The 23,212-nt window shown below is 39.0% G+C and carries 18 protein-coding genes, 2 tRNA genes and 1 pseudogene; 13 read left to right on the top strand and 8 right to left on the bottom strand.

What is annotated here, in order from left to right; genetic code table 11:
• The 4 genes and pseudogenes from ACTF6W_RS02485 to ACTF6W_RS02470 all read left to right on the top strand — a co-directional run.
• Nucleotides 1–164: pseudogene (locus ACTF6W_RS02485) on the top strand (recombinase RecA); the annotation flags it as partial.
• A 180-nt stretch (nucleotides 165–344) separates the two neighbouring features.
• A complete protein-coding gene (alaS, locus tag ACTF6W_RS02480) occupies nucleotides 345–2,990 on the top strand; it encodes an alanine--tRNA ligase (RefSeq protein ID WP_438992954.1) in 2,646 nt (881 codons plus the stop codon).
• 26 nt (nucleotides 2,991–3,016) lie between these two features.
• Complete coding sequence (locus tag ACTF6W_RS02475; protein WP_438992953.1) at nucleotides 3,017–3,583, top strand: ion transporter; 567 nt, start codon at nucleotides 3,017–3,019, stop codon at nucleotides 3,581–3,583.
• Between the two features lie 11 nt (nucleotides 3,584–3,594).
• Nucleotides 3,595–4,209 carry a cyclic nucleotide-gated ion channel gene (locus ACTF6W_RS02470; RefSeq protein ID WP_438992955.1) on the top strand — a complete coding sequence of 205 codons (615 nt, stop codon included), beginning with the start codon at nucleotides 3,595–3,597 and terminating at the stop codon, nucleotides 4,207–4,209.
• Between the two features lie 55 nt (nucleotides 4,210–4,264).
• On the opposite strand, the gene ACTF6W_RS02465 is transcribed toward ACTF6W_RS02470, so the two are convergent.
• Both ACTF6W_RS02465 and ACTF6W_RS02460 read right to left on the bottom strand, forming a co-directional pair.
• Nucleotides 4,265–5,479, bottom strand: coding sequence for an NADP-dependent isocitrate dehydrogenase (locus ACTF6W_RS02465; RefSeq protein ID WP_438992952.1), 1,215 nt, complete (start codon nucleotides 5,477–5,479; stop codon nucleotides 4,265–4,267).
• A 119-nt stretch (nucleotides 5,480–5,598) separates the two neighbouring features.
• A complete protein-coding gene (locus ACTF6W_RS02460) occupies nucleotides 5,599–6,183 on the bottom strand; it encodes a TIGR00730 family Rossman fold protein (protein ID WP_438992951.1) in 585 nt (194 codons plus the stop codon).
• 185 nt (nucleotides 6,184–6,368) lie between these two features.
• On the opposite strand from ACTF6W_RS02460, the gene ACTF6W_RS02455 reads away from it, so the two are divergent.
• Entirely contained in the window at nucleotides 6,369–7,424 is a 1,056-nt protein-coding gene (locus ACTF6W_RS02455) for a LysM peptidoglycan-binding domain-containing protein (RefSeq protein ID WP_438992950.1), read from the top strand.
• On the opposite strand, the gene ACTF6W_RS02450 is transcribed toward ACTF6W_RS02455, so the two are convergent.
• Entirely contained in the window at nucleotides 7,421–7,867 is a 447-nt protein-coding gene (locus tag ACTF6W_RS02450; protein ID WP_438992949.1) for a hypothetical protein, read from the bottom strand. The two genes, ACTF6W_RS02455 and ACTF6W_RS02450, sit on opposite strands and share 4 nt — an antisense overlap.
• A 182-nt stretch (nucleotides 7,868–8,049) precedes the next feature.
• Here ACTF6W_RS02450 and ACTF6W_RS02445 point away from each other — a divergent pair, with 182 nt between their 5' ends.
• The 3 genes from ACTF6W_RS02445 (at nucleotide 8,050) to pssA (ending at nucleotide 11,439) form a co-directional block, all read left to right on the top strand.
• Entirely contained in the window at nucleotides 8,050–9,930 is a 1,881-nt protein-coding gene (locus tag ACTF6W_RS02445) for an ABCB family ABC transporter ATP-binding protein/permease (protein ID WP_438992948.1), read from the top strand.
• Between the two features lie 63 nt (nucleotides 9,931–9,993).
• The gene (locus ACTF6W_RS02440) at nucleotides 9,994–10,689 is read left to right on the top strand and encodes a phosphatidylserine decarboxylase (protein ID WP_438992947.1); all 696 of its coding nucleotides are present in this window, start codon (nucleotides 9,994–9,996) and stop codon (nucleotides 10,687–10,689) included.
• Between the two features lie 6 nt (nucleotides 10,690–10,695).
• Nucleotides 10,696–11,439: a CDP-diacylglycerol--serine O-phosphatidyltransferase gene (gene pssA / locus ACTF6W_RS02435; RefSeq protein ID WP_438992946.1), complete on the top strand. Its 744-nt coding sequence runs from the start codon at nucleotides 10,696–10,698 to the stop codon at nucleotides 11,437–11,439.
• A 1-nt stretch (nucleotide 11,440) separates the two neighbouring features.
• Here the strand turns inward: pssA and ACTF6W_RS02430 are convergent, their stop codons facing one another.
• From ACTF6W_RS02430 to ACTF6W_RS02410, 5 genes are all read right to left on the bottom strand, one after another.
• A complete protein-coding gene (locus ACTF6W_RS02430) occupies nucleotides 11,441–14,605 on the bottom strand; it encodes an efflux RND transporter permease subunit (protein ID WP_438992945.1) in 3,165 nt (1,054 codons plus the stop codon).
• Between the two features lie 11 nt (nucleotides 14,606–14,616).
• Entirely contained in the window at nucleotides 14,617–15,681 is a 1,065-nt protein-coding gene (locus ACTF6W_RS02425) for an efflux RND transporter periplasmic adaptor subunit (RefSeq protein WP_438992944.1), read from the bottom strand.
• Between the two features lie 336 nt (nucleotides 15,682–16,017).
• Entirely contained in the window at nucleotides 16,018–16,557 is a 540-nt protein-coding gene (locus ACTF6W_RS02420; RefSeq protein WP_438992943.1) for a hypothetical protein, read from the bottom strand.
• A gap of 161 nt (nucleotides 16,558–16,718) precedes the next feature.
• Nucleotides 16,719–18,128, bottom strand: a complete 1,410-nt coding sequence (gene glnA, locus ACTF6W_RS02415; RefSeq protein WP_438992942.1) for a type I glutamate--ammonia ligase — start codon at nucleotides 18,126–18,128, stop codon at nucleotides 16,719–16,721.
• Between the two features lie 45 nt (nucleotides 18,129–18,173).
• Complete coding sequence (locus tag ACTF6W_RS02410; protein ID WP_438992941.1) at nucleotides 18,174–18,512, bottom strand: P-II family nitrogen regulator; 339 nt, start codon at nucleotides 18,510–18,512, stop codon at nucleotides 18,174–18,176.
• A gap of 288 nt (nucleotides 18,513–18,800) precedes the next feature.
• Here ACTF6W_RS02410 and ACTF6W_RS02405 point away from each other — a divergent pair.
• The 5 genes from ACTF6W_RS02405 to tig all read left to right on the top strand — a co-directional run.
• Nucleotides 18,801–18,877: transfer RNA gene (locus ACTF6W_RS02405), tRNA-His, on the top strand.
• 64 nt (nucleotides 18,878–18,941) lie between these two features.
• Nucleotides 18,942–19,952 (top strand): MBL fold metallo-hydrolase, encoded by a 1,011-nt coding sequence (locus tag ACTF6W_RS02400; protein ID WP_438992940.1) that lies wholly within the window; start codon nucleotides 18,942–18,944, stop codon nucleotides 19,950–19,952.
• 27 nt (nucleotides 19,953–19,979) lie between these two features.
• Nucleotides 19,980–21,464 (top strand): NAD(P)H-hydrate dehydratase, encoded by a 1,485-nt coding sequence (locus tag ACTF6W_RS02395; protein WP_438992939.1) that lies wholly within the window; start codon nucleotides 19,980–19,982, stop codon nucleotides 21,462–21,464.
• Nucleotides 21,465–21,661: 197 nt separating this feature from the next.
• Nucleotides 21,662–21,746: transfer RNA gene (locus ACTF6W_RS02390), tRNA-Leu, on the top strand.
• Nucleotides 21,747–21,824: 78 nt separating this feature from the next.
• On the top strand, nucleotides 21,825–23,212 hold a 1,388-nt coding region (gene tig, locus ACTF6W_RS02385), incomplete at its 3' end, for a trigger factor (protein ID WP_438992938.1).

Raw genomic sequence — 23,212 nt, 5'->3', positions numbered from 1 at the left:
GTCAGCGTATTGGTCAAGGACGCGAAAATGCTAAACGTTTTCTAAAAGACAACCCGGAAATGGCCGCTGAAATTGAAAATGCTGTTCGCGTTAATGCAGGTATCCTTGACGATGTGATGCTTAAAGAGGGTACTATTCGTGACACAGAGCTAGAAGACGAATAAACTTCACGCTCAATATATTTACACTATCCCAGCAAACTTCGAGGTACCGGTTTCCGGTACCTTTTTTTGTTTTGCAAACTGGACTTAGATGATATTGAACGGTAAAAGACTTTGAATAATCCCCTGCAATATGGGATAAAGTATAAAAGTCATCATAAAAGATCAAAGAGTGGACTAAAAATGAAGAGTACCAACGAAATCCGTAGCGCCTTTCTAAATTATTTTAAGGATGCAGGTCATGAAGTGGTGGCCAGTAGCCCGCTCGTGCCGGATAATGATCCGACATTAATGTTTGTGAATGCTGGAATGGTGCCATTTAAAAATGTCTTCACGGGTATGGAAACGCGTCCTTATAAACGTGCGACAACTAGCCAGAAATGCGTACGCGCGGGTGGTAAGCATAATGATTTAGATAATGTAGGCTATACGGCGCGTCATCATACATTTTTTGAAATGCTCGGAAATTTTTCTTTTGGTGATTATTTTAAAGAAAAAGCGATCTATCATGCTTGGGAATTGATCACGAATGTTTATGGAATTGATAAAGATAAGCTACTTGTAACGGTTTACCACGATGATGATGTCGCGTTTGATTTGTGGAGTAAAATTAGTGGCCTTCCGGATGAACGTATAATCCGTATTGCAACATCTGATAATTTTTGGTCCATGGGAAATACAGGTCCTTGCGGTCCTTGCTCTGAAATATTCTATGATCATGGGGATCATATTTGGGGTGGTCCTCCAGGCACGCCTGAGGAAGATGGTGACCGTTTCGTTGAAATTTGGAACCTTGTTTTCATGCAATATGAACAACAAGAGGGCGGAAAAAGAATTGACCTTCCTAAACCTGCGATTGATACAGGGATGGGGTTAGAACGTATTGCTGCGGTTTTACAGGGTACACATGATAATTATGAAACTGATTTATTTAAAAAATTAATTACGGCCTCAGCGGACATGAGCGGCGTTGAACCGTTTGGTGAACATAATACTTCGCATCGTGTGATTGCGGATCATTTAAGATCTACTTCATTTTTAATCGCCGATGGCGTTCTTCCATCGAATGAGGGCCGCGGTTATGTACTTAGACGGATAATGCGTCGTGCAATGCGTCACGCTCATATTATTGGTTGCAAAGAACCGCTTATGCATCGTTTAGTTCCGGCACTCGTTGGGGAAATGGGGCAAGCTTTTCCTGAACTCATCCGTGCAGAAGCATTGGTAACCGAAACTTTGCTTCTTGAAGAAAAACGGTTCCGTAAAACACTAGATCGCGGTATGCGTCTCCTTGATGAAGAAATTGATGGCCTTGGCGAAAATGGTGAATTAGACGGTGAAGTAGCCTTTAAACTATATGACACATTTGGATTTCCACTTGATCTCACGCAAGACGCTCTTCGCACGAAAAATATGTCGGTTGATGAAGTTGGGTTTAATGCCGCTATGGTAAGACAAAAAGCGGAGGCACGCGCTGCATGGAAAGGGTCGGGTTCTAGCGCGACCGAGTCTGTATGGTTTGAAGCACAAGAAGAATTTGGTGCAACAGAGTTTGTTGGGTATAGCACTACTCATGCAGAAGGTAAGGTTTTACAGATTGTTTCAAATGATGATGTTGTTGACGAGGCAAAAGCAGGTGATGACGTGGCAATTCTTGTCAATCAAACGCCATTCTATGGTGAGAGTGGTGGCCAGGTTGGTGATATCGGAACATTTAAAACCGAACAGGGCGCACTTGTTGAAATTACGGATACGGAAAAGAAACTAGGCGCGTTACATGTGCATCTGGGAAAAGTTATTGAGGGTTCTATTAAAAATGATGACGTTGTTGAAATGAACGTCAATGTTATTAACCGTGATAAAATCCGAGCCAATCATTCCGTTACCCATATTTTGCATGCGGCGCTTAGAAATAATCTTGGTGACCATTTGACACAAAAGGGGTCCTTGGTTGCCGCTGATAAAATGCGTTTTGATATTAGCCATTCAAAGGCCGTAACAGCAGATGAAATTAAAAGGGTAGAAGATGAAGTTAACGGCATTATTCGTCAGAATACTGAGGTAACAACACGCTTAATGACACCTGATGAGGCGATTGAAGCTGGAGCTATGGCATTATTCGGTGAAAAATATGGCGATGAAGTCCGTGTGGTTGCAATGGGTGAAGCGGTTGACGGTAAAGATTATTCCGTTGAATTATGTGGTGGCACTCATGTTCGGCGTACTGGTGATATAGGGTATTTTAAAATCATATCTGAAGGGGCCGTTTCTTCTGGTGTTCGTAGATTAGAAGTTTTAACTGGGGATGCTGCATGTGATTATTCAGCAGATCAAGAAGCATTGTTGATTGATGCATTATCTACGTTAAAGACAACATCATCTGATTTGGTTGGGCGGTTAAGTACTTTACTTAATGAGCGCAAAACTATGGAAAAAGAAATTGCTGAACTTCAAAAGAAAGTTGCTCTCGGTGGTGGGACTCAATCTGATGGTGATGAATTTAAAGAGATAGCGGGTGTTAAATTTCTTGGCCAAGTTCTTGAAGGCATTCCGGCAAAAGAACTGCGTGGCCTTGCTGATGATGCGAAGAAACGTATCGGAAGCGGTGTAATTGCATTTATCGCTGTCAATGAAGGTAAAGCAGCGGTTTTAACTGCTGTCACCGATGATTTAAAAGAAAAAATTAGCGCAGTTGACTTGGTGCGTGCTGGTGCCGTCGCGGTTGGCGGTAAAGGTGGGGGCGGTCGACCGGATATGGCGCAAGCAGGAGGTCCAGACGGCAGTAATGCGAAAGAAGCCATAAAAGCTATAGAAAATATAATCGGGTAACATTTCAGGATATTTGAAATGATTAAATGCAGAAAGACAATAGTCTAAGACGAAATATATTTAACATTATTGAGATTGGCGGCAGTGGTCACTTAGCGGGTCATTTTTTTGATGCCTTTATGGTCATCTTAATTCTGTTGAATATTTTTGCGGTTGCGATGGAAACAGTTCAGCCAATTAGCATAGAATATTCAAAAGAGTTTTTGTATTTTGAGCTCTTTTCACTCGGTATTTTTATAATAGAATATTTTCTACGCGTTTGGATTTGTGTTGAATATCGATCAAAACCAAATGTAAGAGGCAAGAATAACTTTAGAATAAGATTCTTATTTTCTCCTCTAATGGTAATAGATTTTATCGCAATTGCCCCAACAATATTATTCTCATTTGTAGGATTTGATTTACGATTCTTGCGTATTTTCAGATTTCTAAGATTATTTAAATTAATGCGCTATTCTCCGGCACTTACTTCTTTGGGGAAAGTTTTTTATGCTGAGCGACGCGCTTTGATCGCGACTTTGATTATCATACTTGGGCTGGTCCTTTTCGCTTCTAGCATCATGTACTATCTTGAACGCACAGTCCAACCCTAGCATTTGGTAATATTCCTTCGGCTATGTGGTGGGCTTTTGCCACTTTAACAACAATTGGATATGGTGATGTGGTGCCTCTCACGGTTTGGGGTAAAGTTTTTGGTGTTGTTGTTATGATTATGGGGGTTGGTGTATATGCTTTACCTATTGGTATTATTGCGTCCGGTTTTGCAAATGAAATTCACCGACGGGATTTTGTTATTCGATGGGGCTTAGTTGCTAATGTTCCACTTTTTCATGGACTAGATGCAAACCTTATAAATAGTATTGCTAAACGGCTTCGCTCTCAGGTTGTTGAAAGCGGTAGATTAATTGTTTATGACGGTGAAAAGGCAGAGAAACTTTACCTGATTGTATCTGGTACAATTAGAAGAAAAGACGAAGAAGGCGAGAACCATTTGAGACAAGGAGCCTTCTTTGGCGCAAAGTCATTAATGGAAAGAGCGACGTTTCAGGCGAATTACGTTGCAGTCGAGAAAACTCACCTTTTGATTTTGGATGCCAAAGATTTTCATCATTTGCTGAACCACTTCCCCAGTTTGAAGGAACGTATTGAACAAACGTATTCTGAAAAAACTTCAGTAGATTTCGGTCAGACGGAAGTAAAAGATTTGGAAAGCCTTTAAAGCAATAAAAAAGGCTGGTATTATACCCGCCTTCTTAAAAAATACATAGAAGCTATTAACCCATTTCTTTTTGCAGATTTTCATCAATCTTATCAAAGAATTGCTTGGACGTTAACCAGTTTTGCTCAGGGCCAACTAGTAAAGCTAAATCCTTAGTCATATCACCTTGCTCAACAGTTTTAACACAAACTGCATCAAGCGCATCAGCAAAATTAATAAGTTTTTCATTGCCATCTAGTGTACCACGGTGGCGAAGACCACCAGTCCAAGCGTAAATAGATGCTATTGGATTTGTTGATGTTTCTTCACCTTGTTGATGCAGGCGGTAATGACGTGTCACTGTACCGTGTGCTGCTTCCGATTCAACGACCTTACCGTTTGGTGTCATTAGACGCGAAGACATAAGGCCAAGTGAGCCAAAACCTTGTGCAACAGTATCTGATTGAACGTCGCCATCATAGTTTTTACACGCCCAAACAAATTTACCGTTCCATTTCATTGCACATGCTACCATGTCGTCGATTAAACGATGCTCATAAGAAATGCCGGCTGCTTTAAATTTATCAGCGAATTCATTCTGATATACTTCTTCAAACAAATCTTTAAAACGTCCGTCATATGCTTTCAGGATAGTGTTTTTTGTTGAAAGATACACAGGCCATCCAACGTTAAGACCATAATTCATACTTGAACGGGCAAAATCACGAATACTTTCATCAAGGTTATACATTGCCATAGCAACGCCAGCTTTTTCAAACTGGTACACTTCGTGTTCAATAGTTTCACCACCATCATCAGGTTCAAATTTTACAGTCAATTTTCCTGCTCCCGGGACGCGGAAATCTGTCGCGCGGTATTGATCACCGAATGCGTGACGGCCAATAACAATTGGATCTGTCCAACCTGGTACCAGACGAGGAACATTGGAACAGATAATTGGACTACGGAAAACCGTACCGCCGATAATGTTACGGATAGTACCATTAGGAGAGCGCCACATTTTCTTTAGGCCGAATTCTTCAACGCGCTGTTCATCTGGTGTAATTGTTGCACATTTTACGCCAACACCATGTTCAAGAATTGCATTCGCACTGTCGATGGTGATTTGGTCATCTGTCTCGTCACGCTTTTGAATGCTGAGGTCATAATAATGAAGGTCAACATCAAGGTATGGATGAATGAGACGTTCTTTAATCCAAGCCCAAATGATGCGTGTCATTTCGTCGCCGTCTAGTTCAACAACGGGATTATCTACTTTAATCTTAGCCATGTTATTCCTTTTGGTTTTAGTTAATCGCTATTCTTAGCGAAGTATTATTTAATTCATAATATTTGGGCGCAAAGTAACATTAGATAATCAAAAATGTAAGGGTATTCTTACCTTTTTATTTAAAATAATGTGTTTTTTGGATCTATTTTTGGATCAGGTAACGTTTTTAAGAGTGGCAATACGTCATCAGCTGAATTTACGACGTGAAAAAGATTTAAAGTTTCTGGAACAGTAAATTCATTTTCAATAATATTTTCTAGTAAACCTAAGAAAGGGTCCCAATAACTTTCATGATTTAAAATTACTATTGGCTTATCATGGAGATTTAATTGCGCCCAAGTTATCGCTTCAATTGTCTCGTCAAGTGTTCCGATACTTCCTGGTAAAACAAGAAAAGCATCAGAATGATCAAACATCATTCGCTTTCTTTGATGCATATTATTTGCAATTGTTAATTCTGTAATTGTGTCATGCGATTTCTCCCTTTCATCAAGATGTCCGGGAATGATGCCGTGTACACTACCACCATTTTCCATAACACTAGTAGCAATTATACCCATTAACCCTACATTCCCGCCTCCGTATATAAGCTTTATATTATTTTTTGCTAATATAAGGCCGACTTTGTGGGCTAAATCTTGGAATGATTGCTTTCTTCCAAGACGTGAACCACAATAAACACATATGGATTTGATTTTTTTCATAGCATTATCTTAGTTTTTGGTCACACATTTGACAAATTTTATTTTTATAAGGGATATTGAGGGCGAAATTTTTATAGAATTGTTGATTTGGTAAAAAACACACTGGTAATTATATGGTCAAAGACTATATAAGAAGTATGATTAATGTTAATATGCTTCATTTTTATGAAGTTGGATAAAATAAATTGAGCGATTATTTAAATCATCAGCAAATTAAACAAAGTTCTGGTTTAAAATTTAGTATGTCATTACTAGCCCTAGTGGCCATAAGCGCCTTAGTCTGGGTTATATTTTTTGCCGATGATGGAACGCAATCCACAATTCCGGAAAGTGCTGAAAATGCGGCTGTATCTGAAGTTTCTCCAGCAACAGATTTAGACAATACAATAAATTCAATGGCAGTGCCGAGTTTTGATGTGGTGAGAATTAGTCGTAACGGCACGGGCGTAATTGCGGGTAGAGCGGAGCCAAATAGTGACGTTATTGTTTATGCCCGTGATCGTCAATTAGGAACAGCCATTACAGATAGAAACGGTGAGTGGGTTTTATTATTTGATGATCCTTTGCCAAGTGGTCCGACAGAAATTAGTTTGGTTGCGAAGCAAGGTGATTTTGAAATTACGTCTAGTGATATCGTTATCGTATCGGTTCCAGAACGCAATGAAGAGCGTTTTAACAGCGATGATACTGATGGCGTCGTTGCGATTTTAAGCCCAAGAACAGGCAACGGCCCAAGTAAAGTTTTACAAAAACCGCAAAACATTAATATGATTGATGCTGCAAATGGTTTGACCCTAAATGCGCTTGATTATACGGACAACGGTAAAACGGTCGTAAATGGAAGTGCCATAGCAGGCGCAAACGTCAGAATATATTTGGATAATCAATTTGTTGGTGAAGTTGTATCAGGTGACGAAGGTAATTGGACTTTTGAAATTGAGAAATCATTAGCAGCGGGCGAGCATATCATTAGATTAGATCAGATCCTTGATGACGGAAATGTGGAAGTACGTATTTCTCAGCCGTTCACTCCCTTTGTTGCGCTTGACCGTGATCAGGCAACTGGGGATGTCATCGTTAAACCTGGCAACAGCTTATGGCATATCGCGAGAAAGTTATATGGCTCTGGTTACCATTATACGGTTATTTTTGGCGCGAATAGGGAAAGTATTTTAGATCCTAATTTGATTTTCCCAGGGCAAGAATTAAGCTTACCGCTTGAAAAACTTCAAATGAACTAAGCTAATTTTTCGATTAAATTTTGATCTGTATTGATATTTTTATCGTTCATTGTGTTTGAAATTATTTCCAAAACTTCTTTTGCATCTAATAAAGTATAACAAATTGTTTCCATCACTGTTTTTGCGTTTGTATCGCCTTTTATCATGGTGTTAAGTGGAAGTTTCATATCGCAATGATGATCAATAGTGATGAGATTATGTGCCATTAAATGACTGAAATTCTTGAGAATGAGTTCACGTCTGTTTTTATTTTCAGAGCTATAAGGTAGGTAACCAATTCTCGCCGTCAGATTTACATAGTAATGATCCGAACTGTCATGATTGACAATTTGGCAATCAAAATTAATGCCGTGATATTCAAATTCATAGAATAGCGGTAGTTGGCTTTTGTAATCAATTAAGTGCTCTTCTATCAACTCCAAATTTTGTTCTAAGGCGTTCATATTTATTGATTATTTCCCTGTTAAAATAACGATCAAAATAGATTAAATAATGCTGGAATTAAATGCAGCATTTGTTACTGTTTCTGATAGTATGGGGTTGTGGTTAACAATATATGAATTGATTAAACACGGAATTCACGAATTATCATTTTTTTAAAAATATTGAAAAATAAGGGTGTTTTATGGCGAGTGATCAAACTGCCAGTCAAGAAAAATCAATCGAAGATAATGAAGATGAAGGAAACCATTTTCAAACAATAAGCGAGCTTTGGCGATACCTTTGGCCAAAAGGGCGTGGTGATTTAAAAATTAGAGTAATCCTCGCTATCTTTTTCTTGGTTGCTGCAAAAGTATTCGGTGTATATGTGCCTTTTATTTTAGCAGATGCGGTCGATATTCTTGCTGAAGATAAAGAAATTACAGACGAAATAATCATTAGCGCAATACCTGTTGGATTAATTGTTGGATATGGTCTTGCTAGGATACTTTCGCTGGCATTTGGTGAAATTAGAGACGCGATCTTTGTAAAAGTTGGGCAAAATGCATTAAGAAATATAGCACTAAATACATTCAGGCATTTACATTTACTTTCTTTAAGGTTTCACCTTGAACGGAGAACTGGTGGGTTAAGCAGAGTTATCGAGAGAGCGACACGAGGTATAGACTTCTTGTTACGTTTCATGTTGTTTAATATCTTGCCGACAATTTTAGAAATTGTCATCATTTCAAGTATATTCTGGGTTAAGTTTGGCGCTATATATGCCATCATCACTTTTGTTTGTCTTGTTAGTTATATTTATTTTACAGTTGCTGTTACTGAATGGCGACTGAAATACCGCCGTGAAATGAATAAACAAGATACCAAAGCAAACGGTCGCGCCATTGATAGTTTGATTAATTTTGAAACTGTTAAATATTTTACCAGTGAGTATCACGAAGCCGAGCGATACGATAAATCCTTGAAGCAATATCAAGAAGCCGCAGTTAAAAGTCAGATTTCATTGACGCTTCTTAATGTGGGGCAGGGGGTTATTATTTCAGCAGGTTTAGTGGCTGTCCTACTAATGGGAGCAAAAGGTGTTGCCGAAGGATTATTTACCATTGGTGAGTTTGTTTTAATCAATTCACTTTTAATTCAGATTTATATCCCTTTAAATTTCTTAGGGTTTGTGTACCGCGAAATTAAACAAGCGCTTGTTGATATGGAAAAAATGTTCATGTTAATTGCTAAAAACCCAGAAATTCAAGACAATGAAAACGCTGAAAACATTAATATTAAAAAAGGCACAATTGAATTTAAAGATGTTTGCTTTCATTACAATGAAGACCGCCCTATTTTAAAAAATGTCTCGTTTAAAGTTAAAGGTGGAACGACCACGGCTATTGTCGGCTCAAGCGGTGCTGGTAAATCAACAATATCTCGTATTTTATTCCGGTTTTATGATATTTCATCAGGAAGTGTGATGGTTGACGGCCAAGATATTCGTGATGTGAAACAACACAGCTTAAGACGTGAGATCGGGGTGGTTCCTCAAGATACGGTTCTTTTTAATGATAGCATTAAATATAATATTGCTTATGGAAATCACGAAGCAACGGATGAGGACGTTATCGAAGCCGCTAAGTTAGCAAAAATTCATGATTTCATCTTAACTTTACCTGAAGAATATGAAACGGAAGTGGGGGAAAGAGGGTTAAAACTATCCGGTGGTGAAAAACAGCGCGTAGCCATTGCAAGAACCATATTAAAGAACCCATCTATTTTACTTCTTGATGAGGCGACTTCGGCGCTAGATAGTCATACTGAAAGGGATATTCAGCAATCACTTGAAAAAATATCAGAACAAAGAACTGCTATTGTGATTGCCCATAGGCTTTCCACTATTATAAATGTAAATGAAATTTTGGTCCTTGATGGTGGTGAAGTTGTAGAGCGTGGAAGCCACACTGTTTTACTAGAGAAAAATGGAAAATATGCGCAAATGTGGCAAAAGCAACAACAGTTGGATGAGGTCCAACAACGCCTAATTGAGCTTAAAAAAAATGATGAAAAGCTTGCATAACCATTGCTTAAGGATTATCGATAAACAAATATAGAGTTTATTTCGTTGAAGGGTTTATTAAAAATGGAAACTATTCTTTCCGTATTCGTGCCAATTCACAGAGAAGGTCATAAATTTGTTGGCGTCTTTGCTGTCATTACATTTCTTCTGTTTTTAACGGGAATTGATTTTCTTGTATTTGTTGGTGTTGTCTTAACGGCATGGTGTGCTTATTTTTTCCGTGACCCTGAACGCGTAACGCCAAATAGAGAAGGGCTAGTCATTGCACCAGCAGATGGTGTTGTGCAATCTGTAAAAGATTCTGTTCCGCCAGTTGAGCTTGATATGGGATCTGAGACTTGTACTCGTGTGACTATTTTTATGAATGTATTTGATGTTCATGTTAACAGAGTTCCAGTTGATGGAAAAATCGTTCGCCAAGCTTATACACCTGGAAAATATTTAAATGCGTCGCTTGAAAAAGCCTGTGAAGATAACGAGCGCCATGCGATTATGATGGAAACAACATCCGGAAACAATATCGCCTTTGTACAAATTGCAGGTCTGGTTGCGCGTCGTATTTTATGCTGGGCAGAAGATGGTAATGAAATGAAAGCAGGCGAACGTTTCGGCCTAATTCGTTTTGGAAGTCGTGTTGATGTTTATTTACCTAAAGGTGTTAATTCACTGGTTGCGGTGGGACAACGAGCGATCGCAGGCGAGACCGTAATAGCAAATGAAAAAGGTCGCGAAAAACAGCGTGACGGTGAAATAAGGTAGATTATCATGCCTCAGAAAAAAGCTCGTTTTCATATTCCTGTTAGAAGTTTAGCCCCAAACGCGATAACTGTTTTAGCACTATGTGCTGGCATGTTTGGAGTTCGTTTCGCGTATTTAGGCCAATGGGAGGCCTCCGTTACATCAATTTTGATTGCAGGCGTTTTTGACGGTTTAGATGGAAGTGTAGCACGTCTCTTAAAAGGCACCAGTAAATTTGGCGCAGAACTTGATAGTCTTTCTGATGTTATAAGCTTTGGGGTTGCGCCGGCGCTTATTATGTATATGTGGGTATTAAGTGATGTTAAGGGTGTGGGATGGTTAATGTCACTTATGTTTGCAATTTGTATGGCTCTAAGGCTTGCTCGGTTTAATACTATTGTGAAAGATGATGAGCTGGGGGCTGAGGTCAAAGCAGGTTATTATACAGGAATTCCCGCTCCCGCTTCAGCAGCCCTTGCCCTTTGGCCTATGATTTTATCATTCGAATTTGGATTTGAATTTTTACAAGACCCCAAACTGTGTTCAGCTTATATGGCTTTACTTTGTTTGCTTACCGTAAGCCGCATTCCAACGTTTTCTTTGAAGAGCCTAAAAATACACAAGGAGCACGTTATTTTTGTGCTCCTTGGAATTGGAATTTTAGCCTCTTTATTAATAACCAATCTCTGGATGACTATGTCAGTTGTCGGGATGATTTATATTATTTCCATCCCGACAATCGCATTGTTTTCTTCACGAAGTAAGAGTTAATTTATTCCGCGGCTTGCGGGGTTGACCCGCTAGCGATCGATTTTAAATTTGATTCTCTATACTTCTTAGATAGTTTTACACGTGCCGCTAACATACATGGCGTTAGAAGCAGAGTAAGCACAGTCGCAAAGAGAAGCCCAAATGAAACGGCAATCGCTAAATCAACCCAGAATGAGCCTGATGGGTCACCAATTTTGACGCTGCGGCTTCCAAAATCAATGTTGATCATAAAGACCATCGGAAGCAATCCAACAACTGTCGTAATCGTCGTTAGCATAACGGGACGTAGTCTTTGAGCTACAGTTTGCGTTATGGCTTCGTATGCGTCAATGCCGGACTCTTTAAGGCGGGCATAAGTATCAATGAGAACAATATTATTATTCACCACAATCCCTGCAAGAGAGATAATCCCAACACCGGTCATGATGGTCTGGAATGTTCTTCCTGTAATCATAATACCGAGCAATACGCCTGCTGTTGATAGCAGAACAGCAAGTAGAATGAGCCCAGAATGGTAAAAGCTATTAAACTGTGTCACTAAGATTAGAGCCATCAAGAACAACGCCATTGCAAAAGCTTTTGATAGGAATGCTTGTGATTCTTGTTGCTCTTCATCAGTTCCTGCAAATTTAACTTCGACGCGCGGATCAAAGTTTTGTTCTGCAACCCATGCTCCTATGGCATTAGAAATATTAGTACGTTGAGTAATATCTTCAACATTTGCACGAATTTTATATGCAGTCTTGGTATCAATTCTTTCAACTGTACTAATTTTTTGCTTCGCGACACGCTTAACAAAGTTACTAATTGGAACTAGACCTTCTCTGGTTTGTACTCTTACTTCATCTAACTGTGAAATGTTTCGGTATTCCTCAGGGAAACGAATACGAATGTCAACTTCGTCATCAGCATCATCAGGTCGATATTCGCTGACTTTTATGCCATTGGTAACCAATTGGATGACACTACCAACATTGGCAATATCTGTACCGTAGAAACCAGCTAATGCACGATCAACTTCTAATTCCCACTGAATTCCAGGAAGCGGAAGGGTGTTTTCTAGATCGGTTAAACCTTCTATTTCAGTATCCATATGGTTATAAATTGCATTTACAACAGGTAATAAGAGTTCGGCACTTTCCGATTTAAACTCCATTTGAATGTCTTTACCTTGCACAGGACCTTGAGCAGGCGTAACAATTTCCACGATAATACCAGGTATATTAGCGGTTGCAGTACGGAAGTCACTTATGATTCCGCTAACATTTTTCTCACGTTTGTCCCAATCAATAAAGTTAATAAACAATGTGCCAATTACATCTTCAGCTTTGTCTTGCGCACTGTTTGAAAGGGCAGTCGTTGTTGACTGGAAATTTTCAATGTTAGGGTTCTCTTTAATGGCATCCGTAACTTGTTGCACTAGGTAATCTCTTTCGTTTAGTGAAAGATTGCCACGCGCATGAACATTGATTTGGATGTTTTCTGGGTCCATTTCCGGGAAGAATTGTACCGGTGTTCCTGACATGCCAAAGGCAACGATAATACCAATAACGATTGCAAAAATTGCGCCCATAAATCGGAACGGATGTCTAATAAGTTTATCTACCAGACGAACATATGATCCTGTAAAGCCTTGTAATACATTTGGATCAAAATTACCGGCTGCCATATGGGAAACGTTATCACCAGCATCATCCGCTTTTTTACCGATCAATGCACCAAGTGTAGGCATAAATACCAGGGCCATTAAAAATGATGATGATAGTGTAAAAATAAGTGTAAGCGGCAAATACCCCATAAACTCACCAGGGATGCCAGGCCAAAACAACAACGGTAAGAATGCAGCAAGTGTTGTTGCCGTGGAAGCTAGAATAGGCCAAGCCATTCTCTGCGCAGCAAGTCTATAAGCTTCTTTTTTATCGAACCCTTCTTGCATTTTACGGTCAGCATATTCAGTTACAACAATTGCACCATCAACCAATAGACCAACGGAAAGAATAAGACCAAACATAACCACCTGGTTGATGCTCATACCCATGAAGTTCATTAAGAATATAGAAAGTAAAAATGAACCCGGTATTGAAATAGCAACAAGCAATGCAGTTCTTTCACCAAGAGCTACAATCATTGCAATTGATACAAGTAGGATTGCTGAAATAATACTATTTTGAAGGCTTGAAACCGAATCTTCAACTTGTTCGGATGCCTCACCAACAAAATCATAATAAACGCCTTCCGGCCATTGTTCTGCTGAAAGACGGACGATTTCTTTAATGATAGCATCGGTTGCGATAATATTTTCACCGGTACGTTTACTGACGCCAAGTGATACTGCAGGCTTATCATTAAATCTTGCAAAGCTTACAGGGTCTTTAAAAGTTTTTCTTATTGTTGCTACATCTTTCAATGTAACAATACTATTACCCGAAACTTTCAAAGGAATATTATAAACATCTTCTGCTGTTTCCAAGATTCCAGGTATTTTAACGGAAAAACGTCCATTCCCATTATCAAGGGAGCCTGCAGCAACCAAACGGTTATTAACAGCAACAACATTTGCCAGTTCAGCATATGAAAATTGATAACTTTCTAACTTTGCAGGATCAATAACGATTTCAAGTAAATCTTCTCTATCACCAGTAACTTCCGCCTTAAGAATACTGGGTACAGATTCAAGATCATCTCTTAAACGTCTTGCAATTTGATAAATCACCCGCTCTGGGGCACTACCATAAAGTACGACATTAATGATCGGAAATTCACTTAAGTTAATTTCTGTAATCGTAGGCTCTTTAGTTTCTGCCGGAAATTCTGATCTGGCTTTATCTACTTGTTCACGAACATCTAAGAGAGCCAAATCAGGATCAATACCTGCGTTAAATTCAATAATTAAACTGGCTCCGCCTTCACGGCCAATACCACGAAGAATTTTTATTCCTTCAATTGTTCTAAGCGTTGTTTCTAGTGGTTTTACTAGCAAACGCGCAGAGTCTTCTGGTGAAATGCCGTCATGGATAAGGCTAACGTAAATCGTAGGAATTGTAATGTCCGGAGACGCTTCTTTTGGAGTTGTTATGTAAGAAGCTGTTCCGCCAACAAAAATCAACGCTAGGCATAAAAGTACTACCCTGTAATGGTCTATCGCTGCACTAATTATTGCGTTCATAATTTGATCCTTTAATTAGTTGCTGTTACGGCAGAAACAGATTCACCCGCTTTAACGAACTCATGGCCTTTAACAATTACTTTATCATTATTTTCAAGGCCAGCTATCCAAACACCATTTTCATGATTGCCCATGATTTCCACTTCTTTGAAATGAACTACGTTATTTGTATCAACGGTTCTAACCCCTACGAGGCCGCGATCATCTAAAACCAATGAAGCAGGGGAAATTTTCTGTGCCATAATTTGATTAGCTTTAATAATGAGTTCAGCTGTTATACCATCCAAAATTTTATGATCTGAGTTAGCAACTTCTAACTCAACACGGAAAGTTCTTGTCGCGGTATCAGCAATTGAGGAAATAAAACGGACTTTTCCAGTAATTTCTAGTCCGTTTTGCATTTTTGCGTAAGCCGTATCGCCAATATTAATTTGCGCAATATCATTTTCTGAGATATCTGCCACAACAAGGAATGGGTCTTCTTCCATAATTACTGCGCAAACATCGCCTTCTCTCATATAATCACCGACTTCGATGAGTCTGTCATTAATAATGCCGTCAAAAGGTGCTCTAATAGAAGCGTTATCTAAATCAATTTGAGCCCTCTTTTCACGTGCTTTTGCTGTATCTAATGCGGCTACTGCTGCGGAATGTTGCGTTCCTGAACGGTGACCTTTAGCAAATAATTCTTCAGAAGCTTTAAATTCTAACTCACGCTGTTTAACAATAGCTGCTGTTTCAGCATGGTTTGCTGCTCTATCTTCGATATCCATGCGGCAAATCACATCACCCATTTTGACGCGCGTACCTTTTTCAACTGGAAGCTCGACAATACGGCTTTTGATCTGACTCTTTAGGTCTACAGTTCTAAGCGCTTGAGTTTGTCCTCTTAAGATAATGTCTTTAGTAAACGGCTCTAAAGATGCATTAATAATTGAAACAGACATTAATGCTGTTTCTTGAGATTTAGTTGGGGTTGGAGCAGCATTATCTTCTGATGGAAAGAAAATTCCAGACACTAATAAAAGCGCTATTCCGACAATGATAAGGCCCGCTGTTCTATATGATCTATTCATAACAGTTTATTCTTTATTATTAATATTAAATTTAAGTATATTCATTTTACGTTTATTGGCGCTAATTAGATGAAATAAACTCTATTATTTTATCAAAAATACTTTGCCTTGAACCCTATGAATACTCGGTTTATTTGCCACGATACATACTTAATAATGTGATATATGTAAACATAAAAATGTTTTCCGTGTAAACATGTTGTTCGTATTTAATGAACGTATTTAGTAAATAGTTGAATTTTATATACAATAATAATTTTAACCCTGTCATGCTTTTTGCGTTAAAGCATCAGGGATATGCGATAAAACGGCTTAAATTAAGTGAAGTATCGCGACTCAACTAAATAGGTCGTCAATTGCATCTTGAGCATTGTTCTTTTCATCTACATCATCATCAAAATAATCATCAATAACATCTTGTTGACTAGTGAATTCTTTGCTGTTGATAATGGCTGAACAATTTTCAATCATTCTTTCCATTTTTGGGGTATATTCTGCAACAATGATATTAACTTCATTTAAATCGTTTTTATCTAATGATTCTTTAACTTTGATGATTGTGCTAAGTAACAATTTATCCATTTCTGAAACACATTTTTCAAATGGTTCTTTGTATTTTATAGGTGAATGGTGAAATGCTTCTATTGCAAGATCTTTATCTTGAAATACGCTATATTTAAAATGACCTTGATATGAGATCGCTTCCCATTCTGTAATATCATCAATACAGTCAGGCATTTCGGCAATCATGCCGAGTAGCATATGAATTTCATTAAAATGATTTAAGTAGTTAGTCGCCAATAATGTTTGCGGGTTAATATTTTTACCTGCAACCAGTTCCTGATATCTCTTATATTCTGATATATTAGAGTTCATCAAATTTTAATCTATCCCGTAATTCGTAACCTCAAACTTCACTATCGCATGATTTTCTTGAATAAAAGTTAATCTCGGGGGAATTTCAAATATAAGTTAAAAATAAAAGAGGCCGATACGAATTTCCGTAACGGCCCCTTTTATTAACTTTTTAAAATGGATTATGAAGAATAATACATTTCGAACTCAACAGGATGAGGTGTCATTTCAAGACGTTGGATTTCTTCACGTTTAAGTTCAATGTATGCATCAATTTGATCATCAGAGAATACATCGCCTTTTTTAAGAAACTCTCTATCTGCGTCAAGGGCATCAAGTGCTTCACCGAGAGAGGCTGCAACACGTGGAACTTCTTTTAACTCTTCAGGTGGAAGGTGATAAAGATCTTTATCCATTGCTTCACCAGGATGAATTTTATTCTCAATCCCGTCAAGACCTGCCATCATTAGCGCTGCAAACGAAAGATATGGGTTTGCTGTTGGGTCTGGAAAACGAACTTCAACACGCTTACCATTAGGACTTGCAGAATGAGGAATTCGACAAGAAGCGGAGCGGTTGCGGGCAGAATATGCAAGAAGCACAGGTGCTTCAAATCCTGGAACCAAACGCTTGTAGCTATTTGTTGAAGGGTTAGTGAATGCATTAATTGCTTTAGCATGTTTAATGATGCCACCAATGTAGTAAAGGCAAGTTTCAGAAAGGTCTGCATAACTATTGCCGGCGAAAAGCGGTTTACCATCTTTCCAAATTGACATATGGACATGCATACCTGAGCCATTATCTGCTGCAATTGGTTTTGGCATAAATGTTGCCGTTTTGCCGTAAGCACGTGCCACTTGGTGTGTGATATATTTATAAAGTTGAACGCGCTCGGCAGTTTCAACAAGCGTACCAAATGTTAAACCAAGCTCATGTTGTGATGGTGCAACTTCTTGATGGTGTTTATCCATGGGAAGGCCGCATTCTTTCATCAATGACACCATTTCACTACGAATGTCTTGGCAGCGATCAAATGGCTCAAGTGAGAAATAGTTGCTTGTTGCACCTGTACGGTGAGCTTTATTACCACCTTCTATAGTTGCACCAGAATTTGTTGGTGTTTGCTCGTCATTAAGGGAATAACCCGCGCTATCATAGTCCACATTATATTTTACATCATCAAACATGAAAAATTCTGGCTCAGGACCAAAGTATGCTGTGTCACCAATGCCTGAAAATTTAAGATATGCTTCTGCGCGTTCTGCGGTTGAGCGCGGGTCACGACCATATCCTTCGCCTGTCGCAGGCTCAACAACGGAACAGAAAATAGAAATCGTTGCTTGACCATAAAATGGATCAATAATTGCAGTAGATGGATCAAGTTGAAGGATCATGTCACTATCGTTAATGGTTTTCCATCCGGGAACAGATGAACCATCAAACATAACGCCTTCTTCAAACATATCTTCATCGACGAGGTCCGCGCACATGCTTATATGATACATTTTTCCTTTTGTATCACTGTAACGAAGATCTACATATTCAATCTCTTCTTCTTTAATGAGGTCTAATACTTTTTGAACGTCTGACATTTTATTTCCTATTTTCTTAATGTTTAAATGAATTGATTAAATTTCTTATATGGCATCATCACCGGTTTCACCGGTTCTAATGCGAATAGCTTCTTCCACACTGCTAATGAATATTTTGCCGTCCCCAATGCGACCGGTTTTAGCAGCCTGCTGAATAGCTTCAACGGCGCGCTCAACGAGTGCGTCTTGTAAAATGATCTCTATTTTTACTTTTGGCAGAAAATCGACAACATATTCGGCACCACGGTATAATTCGGTATGGCCTTTTTGTCGTCCAAACCCTTTTGCCTCAATTACGGTAATGCCGGAAAGGCCAACCTCATGAAGTGCTTCTTTAACTTCATCGAGTTTAAACGGCTTAATAATGGCTTCAATTTTTTTCATTTGTTTTCCAAATCGTTTGTCGTCTGATTAATGTCCGTTTTATTTGCACATACCGTGCCAACAATAAAATTTCCCAGAAAACAAGGGGTTTATAGCAAATGGAATTTTTCGTTAATTATAAAATGATTAAAATGAATCCATTGAGTGCTTAAAAAATAGGCAAAGACTTAAAATGCAGTCATCCTGCATTAATAGAAAAAAGATTTCATTTTGTGATAATCTTACTTGACGCCTAGTGCTCTTCCCCTTAAAAGGACTTCACTTTCCGCAGGGAAATATTTTGTTGTGGCGGGTGTAGCTCAGTAGGTTAGAGCGCCAGATTGTGATTCTGGATGCCGCCGGTTCAAATCCGGTCACTCGCCCCATTTTCCCCCTATATATATAACTCGATGTTCTAATTTATTTTTGAAAATATTTTAGGGGCTATCTATGAAAATACGAAATTTTATAACTGTTATATTATCTGTATCGCTTATTTCTTGCGGGCAATCTGAACAGGAATCAGATATGTCTTCGGAAGTTGTGATTACAGAAAATAGCCAAGTACAAGGCAGAGGAGAAGGGAAGGATAACTGGTATGATAATCTTCCACGCTCGCATTGGGATAAATTTGAACTTATTGAACTCCCCGAAGATCAAGATTGGTTTGAAGTATATAAAATTACGGATAGCATTTATGCCATTTACGAAATGGGACAATTTGAAGAAGTTATTTCATATCTAATACTTGGCGAGAAGCGTGCACTTTTATTTGATACGGGTATAGGGGTCGGTGATATTGGTACATTAGTCGCAGCTTTAACTGATTTGCCAGTTTCTGTGCTCAATTCTCATACACATTATGATCACGTTGGAGGCAATCATTATTTTGAAAAAATATATGGTACAACAACAAAATACACAATTGATCATTCAGCGGGTCGCACCAACGAAGAAATAAGAGAATTTGTAGGTCCTGGGTGGGTTTGGAAACCGATGCCCAACGGGGTAACTGTTGATAATTACCACAGTAAGCAATTCAACATCACTAATACTATTTACGATGGCAATACAATTGATTTGGGTGGAAGAATATTATACATATTTCTTGTGCCGGGCCATACACCAGACGCCCTTGTGGTAATGGACCGAGAAGAAAGATTGTTATTTATGGGAGACACATTTTATCCAGCGTCTTTGTATGCGCATATGGGGGATGCGAATTTTAATGACTACGTAAAGTCAGCGGAAAAATTGGCGGCTATGGCTGAACATGTTGATATTTTGCTTCCTGCCCATAATGAGCCTTGGGTAAGTGCTGATTATTTGCCCGCGATGTATCAAGGTTTTCTGGATATACAGAAACCTGATGCTGAATACCGCATCACAGACGGTGACCGTGAATATCGTTTTGATGGGTTCACCATAATGGTGAGTGATCCGCCCCCATGGCAGGAATAATTTTTTGGAATAGGAATAAGTGAATTTATGACAAATAAATATGCCATTTTATCAACCGAGCAAATGAAAACTGCAGATGATTTTGCAATTGCAGATTTAATTAGCAGGGGTCATGGCGGGGCTGATTTAATGGAAGAGGCGGGCCGTGCCGTTTCAAGGAGGATCATCGGTGCTGTTAATGGCAATAGTGCGCTCGTACTTTGTGGGTCCGGAAATAATGGTGGCGATGGTTTTGTCATAGCACGTCACTTAAAAAAAGCAGGCTTTATAGTAACTCTAGCATTGCTAGGTGATGAAAATAATTTAACTGGTGACGCGCGTCTGATGGCTGATAGATGGAATGGGGAAATCATTCCCATCGCGCCAGACATTGTGACTAACTGCGATGTTATTGTTGATGCACTTTTTGGGACTGGTTTATCCAAATATATTTCAGGAAACCTCGAAGAAACACTTATTCAGGTAAATGATTGCGAAGCTTTAAAAGTGGCTGTTGATATACCAAGCGGAATAAAAGGAAATAGTGGGGAAATTCTTGGTGCCGCGTTTAAGGCGGATATCACCATTACATTTTGCCGAAAAAAACCAGCACATTTACTTTATCCTGGAAAAGAATATTGCGGGGAAACATTGGTTGCTGATATTGGCATTGATGATCGTGCAGTATTAGAAACTAAACCAGATACATATGAAAATCATCCAGATTTTTGGTTAGGTGAATTTCCGATACTTAAGTCAGATGGACATAAATATCATCGTGGACACGCAGTGGTAGTCAGTGGTGATATGATTTCAACAGGTGCAAGTCGATTGGCTGCAATGGCGGCTATAAAAAGTGGTGCTGGACTTGTTAGTGTAAGTAGTCCGGATGATGCATTAAGCACTCATGCGGCCCATTTAACCGCGATTATGATAAGAAAACAGTCTACTCTAAATAATGATTTAAAAGATCATCGTTTAAATGCATGGTGTATAGGACCGGCTACGGGCGTAAATGGAAATACAAGGCAGGCAGTTCTATCGATCATTCGTTCAGGTAAAAAAACTGTGCTTGATGCTGACGCGTTAAGTGTGTTTGAAGAGGGGCCTCTGGAGCTTTTCGAAGCGATTAATAAATCATCAGATTGTAATTGTGTATTAACCCCGCATAGTGGTGAATTTGGCAGGGTGTTTCCTTATTTAAAAAAATTAGATAAATTAACGGCAACTAAAAACGCTGCAAAATTATCTGGTGCCATTGTCATTTATAAAGGAGCTGATACCGTTATAGCATCGCCCGACGGGCGGGCGGTGATTTCAAGCAGTGCTCCACCTACGCTGGCGACAGCGGGTTCAGGTGATGTGCTTGCGGGGATAATAACGGGATTGCTAGCGCAAAGTATGCCAGCGTTTGAAGCCGCATGTGCTGCCGTTTGGCTTCACTCTGAATGTGCAAAAAAAATAGGTTTAGGGCTTATTTCAGAGGATTTAGCAAAAGAGATTCCCGCTATTTTACAAGAGTTAAATATTTAAGATTATTTTTGTGTCTATGCTTAACAATAAAGCAGCTCGTTTAAATGATCTAACTGTTTGTATTTATTTGATTATTAGTGTCACTTTATAGCTGGGGTATTTTTTTTACAAAAATATGAATTTTTCTGTGGCGTTTTCATTTTATTTGTCTATAAATGCCTCTCAACACGAAATTGTGACATTTTTGGTGTCTATAGGCGGGTGTGGCGAAATTGGTAGACGCGCTAGATTTAGGTTCTAGTTTCGAGAGAAGTGAAGGTTCAAGTCCTTTCACCCGCACCAAAAATTCACAGCATTAAATAACGAACACGGACTTTGTGAGTAATTGCAAGGTCCCTTTAATTATTAGATAGATCGATCATGAAGATAACTGAAAAAGAGAATAATGGCCTTAAACGTGTATATGAAGTGGTCATACCTGCGGCGGATATTGAAGCAAAAGTAGACGCCGAAATCCTTGAAGCGCAAAAAACAGTAAAAATGCCAGGCTTTAGACCGGGTAAAGCGCCAGTTTCCCTTCTTAAAAAACTTCATGGTAAAAACTTCCTTGGAAAAATCCTTGAGGAAACTGTGAATGAAACTTCTCAACAGGCACTTAATGATAAAGGCGACCGTCCTGCGACACAGCCAAAAATTGAAGTGACTTCTTTTGATGATGGTGAAGATCTTGTTTATACAATGGAACTTGAAGTTGTTCCTGAATTTGATGTTCCTGATCTTGCGAAGCTAAAATTAGAAAAGCTTGTTGTTAAAGTTGAAGACAAACAAATCAACGAAGCGATTGAAAATATTGCAGCTGGTCAAAAAGATTATAAGAAAGCCGCTAAAATATATAAAGCAGCCGATGGTGATGCCGTTCTTATTGATTATGTCGGTTCTGTTGATGGTGAAGAGTTTGATGGTGGTGCCACTGAAGGGGCGCAACTTGTGCTTGGTTCAAATACATTTATCCCTGGATATGAAGAACAACTTGTTGGTGTAAAAGCAGGCGACAAAAAAGATGTTGTTGTATCTTTCCCTGAAGGTTATCAGGCTGAACATCTTGCCGGTAAAGAAGCGCTATTCAAAGTAAATGTTATTGAAGTTCAAAAACCAGCCCCAGTAAAAGTTGATGATAAACTTGCAAAACGTCTGGGTCTTGCGGATCTTGATGGCCTTAAAGATGCCGTTAAAGGGCAGATTGAAAATGAGCACAGTGAATTAAGCCGCACTCATCTTAAGCGTGGCCTTCTTGATGCGCTTGCTGAAGCGGTTGATTTTGAAGTTCCGGAAAATATGTATGAAGCTGAGAATGCGCAAATTCTTCAGCAAATTAAAATGGATGCTCATCGCCAACTAATGGCTGAAAATCCTGAAGCAAAACCCGAAGACGTTGAAGAACCATCTGATGATGTTAAAGCTGAATATGCTGATATTGCGCTGCGTCGCGTTCGTTTAGGACTTCTTCTTTCTGAGATCGGAAGCCAAAATGACATTCAAGTCGGCCAAGATGAAGTAACACGTGCCATTTCTGCTGAGGCCCGTAAATATCCTGGTCAAGAACAGCAAGTGTTTGAATATTTCCAAAAAGATCCAAATGCGATGGCACAAATCAAAGCACCGCTTTATGAAGAAAAAGTGGTTGATTTTATTCTTGAGCTTGCAAAAATCAATGAGAAAAAAGTTTCTTATGATGAGATGATTGCGATTATCGAAGCTGATGAAGATGATGCACCAGCGAAGAAGAAAGCGGCCGCTAAAAAAGCAGC

The organism is Pseudemcibacter sp. (assembly GCF_965661635.1).
In the GTDB taxonomy this organism is placed as follows: domain Bacteria; phylum Pseudomonadota; class Alphaproteobacteria; order Sphingomonadales; family Emcibacteraceae; genus Pseudemcibacter.
This window is presented reverse-complemented; position numbering and strand designations above follow the sequence as displayed.

Coding starts and splice junctions, on each gene's coding strand:
- ACTF6W_RS02400 (WP_438992940.1), top strand. CDS start 18,942: ATGAAAATACGAAATTTTATAACTGTTATATTATCTGTATCGCTTATT.
- glnA (WP_438992942.1), bottom strand. CDS start 18,128: ATGTCAGACGTTCAAAAAGTATTAGACCTCATTAAAGAAGAAGAGATT.
- ACTF6W_RS02450 (WP_438992949.1), bottom strand. CDS start 7,867: ATGAACGCCTTAGAACAAAATTTGGAGTTGATAGAAGAGCACTTAATT.
- pssA (WP_438992946.1), top strand. CDS start 10,696: ATGCCTCAGAAAAAAGCTCGTTTTCATATTCCTGTTAGAAGTTTAGCC.
- ACTF6W_RS02440 (WP_438992947.1), top strand. CDS start 9,994: ATGGAAACTATTCTTTCCGTATTCGTGCCAATTCACAGAGAAGGTCAT.
- ACTF6W_RS02420 (WP_438992943.1), bottom strand. CDS start 16,557: ATGAACTCTAATATATCAGAATATAAGAGATATCAGGAACTGGTTGCA.
- ACTF6W_RS02410 (WP_438992941.1), bottom strand. CDS start 18,512: ATGAAAAAAATTGAAGCCATTATTAAGCCGTTTAAACTCGATGAAGTT.
- ACTF6W_RS02430 (WP_438992945.1), bottom strand. CDS start 14,605: ATGAACGCAATAATTAGTGCAGCGATAGACCATTACAGGGTAGTACTT.
- ACTF6W_RS02425 (WP_438992944.1), bottom strand. CDS start 15,681: ATGAATAGATCATATAGAACAGCGGGCCTTATCATTGTCGGAATAGCG.
- ACTF6W_RS02460 (WP_438992951.1), bottom strand. CDS start 6,183: ATGAAAAAAATCAAATCCATATGTGTTTATTGTGGTTCACGTCTTGGA.
- alaS (WP_438992954.1), top strand. CDS start 345: ATGAAGAGTACCAACGAAATCCGTAGCGCCTTTCTAAATTATTTTAAG.
- ACTF6W_RS02445 (WP_438992948.1), top strand. CDS start 8,050: ATGGCGAGTGATCAAACTGCCAGTCAAGAAAAATCAATCGAAGATAAT.
- ACTF6W_RS02475 (WP_438992953.1), top strand. CDS start 3,017: ATGCAGAAAGACAATAGTCTAAGACGAAATATATTTAACATTATTGAG.
- ACTF6W_RS02465 (WP_438992952.1), bottom strand. CDS start 5,479: ATGGCTAAGATTAAAGTAGATAATCCCGTTGTTGAACTAGACGGCGAC.
- ACTF6W_RS02395 (WP_438992939.1), top strand. CDS start 19,980: ATGACAAATAAATATGCCATTTTATCAACCGAGCAAATGAAAACTGCA.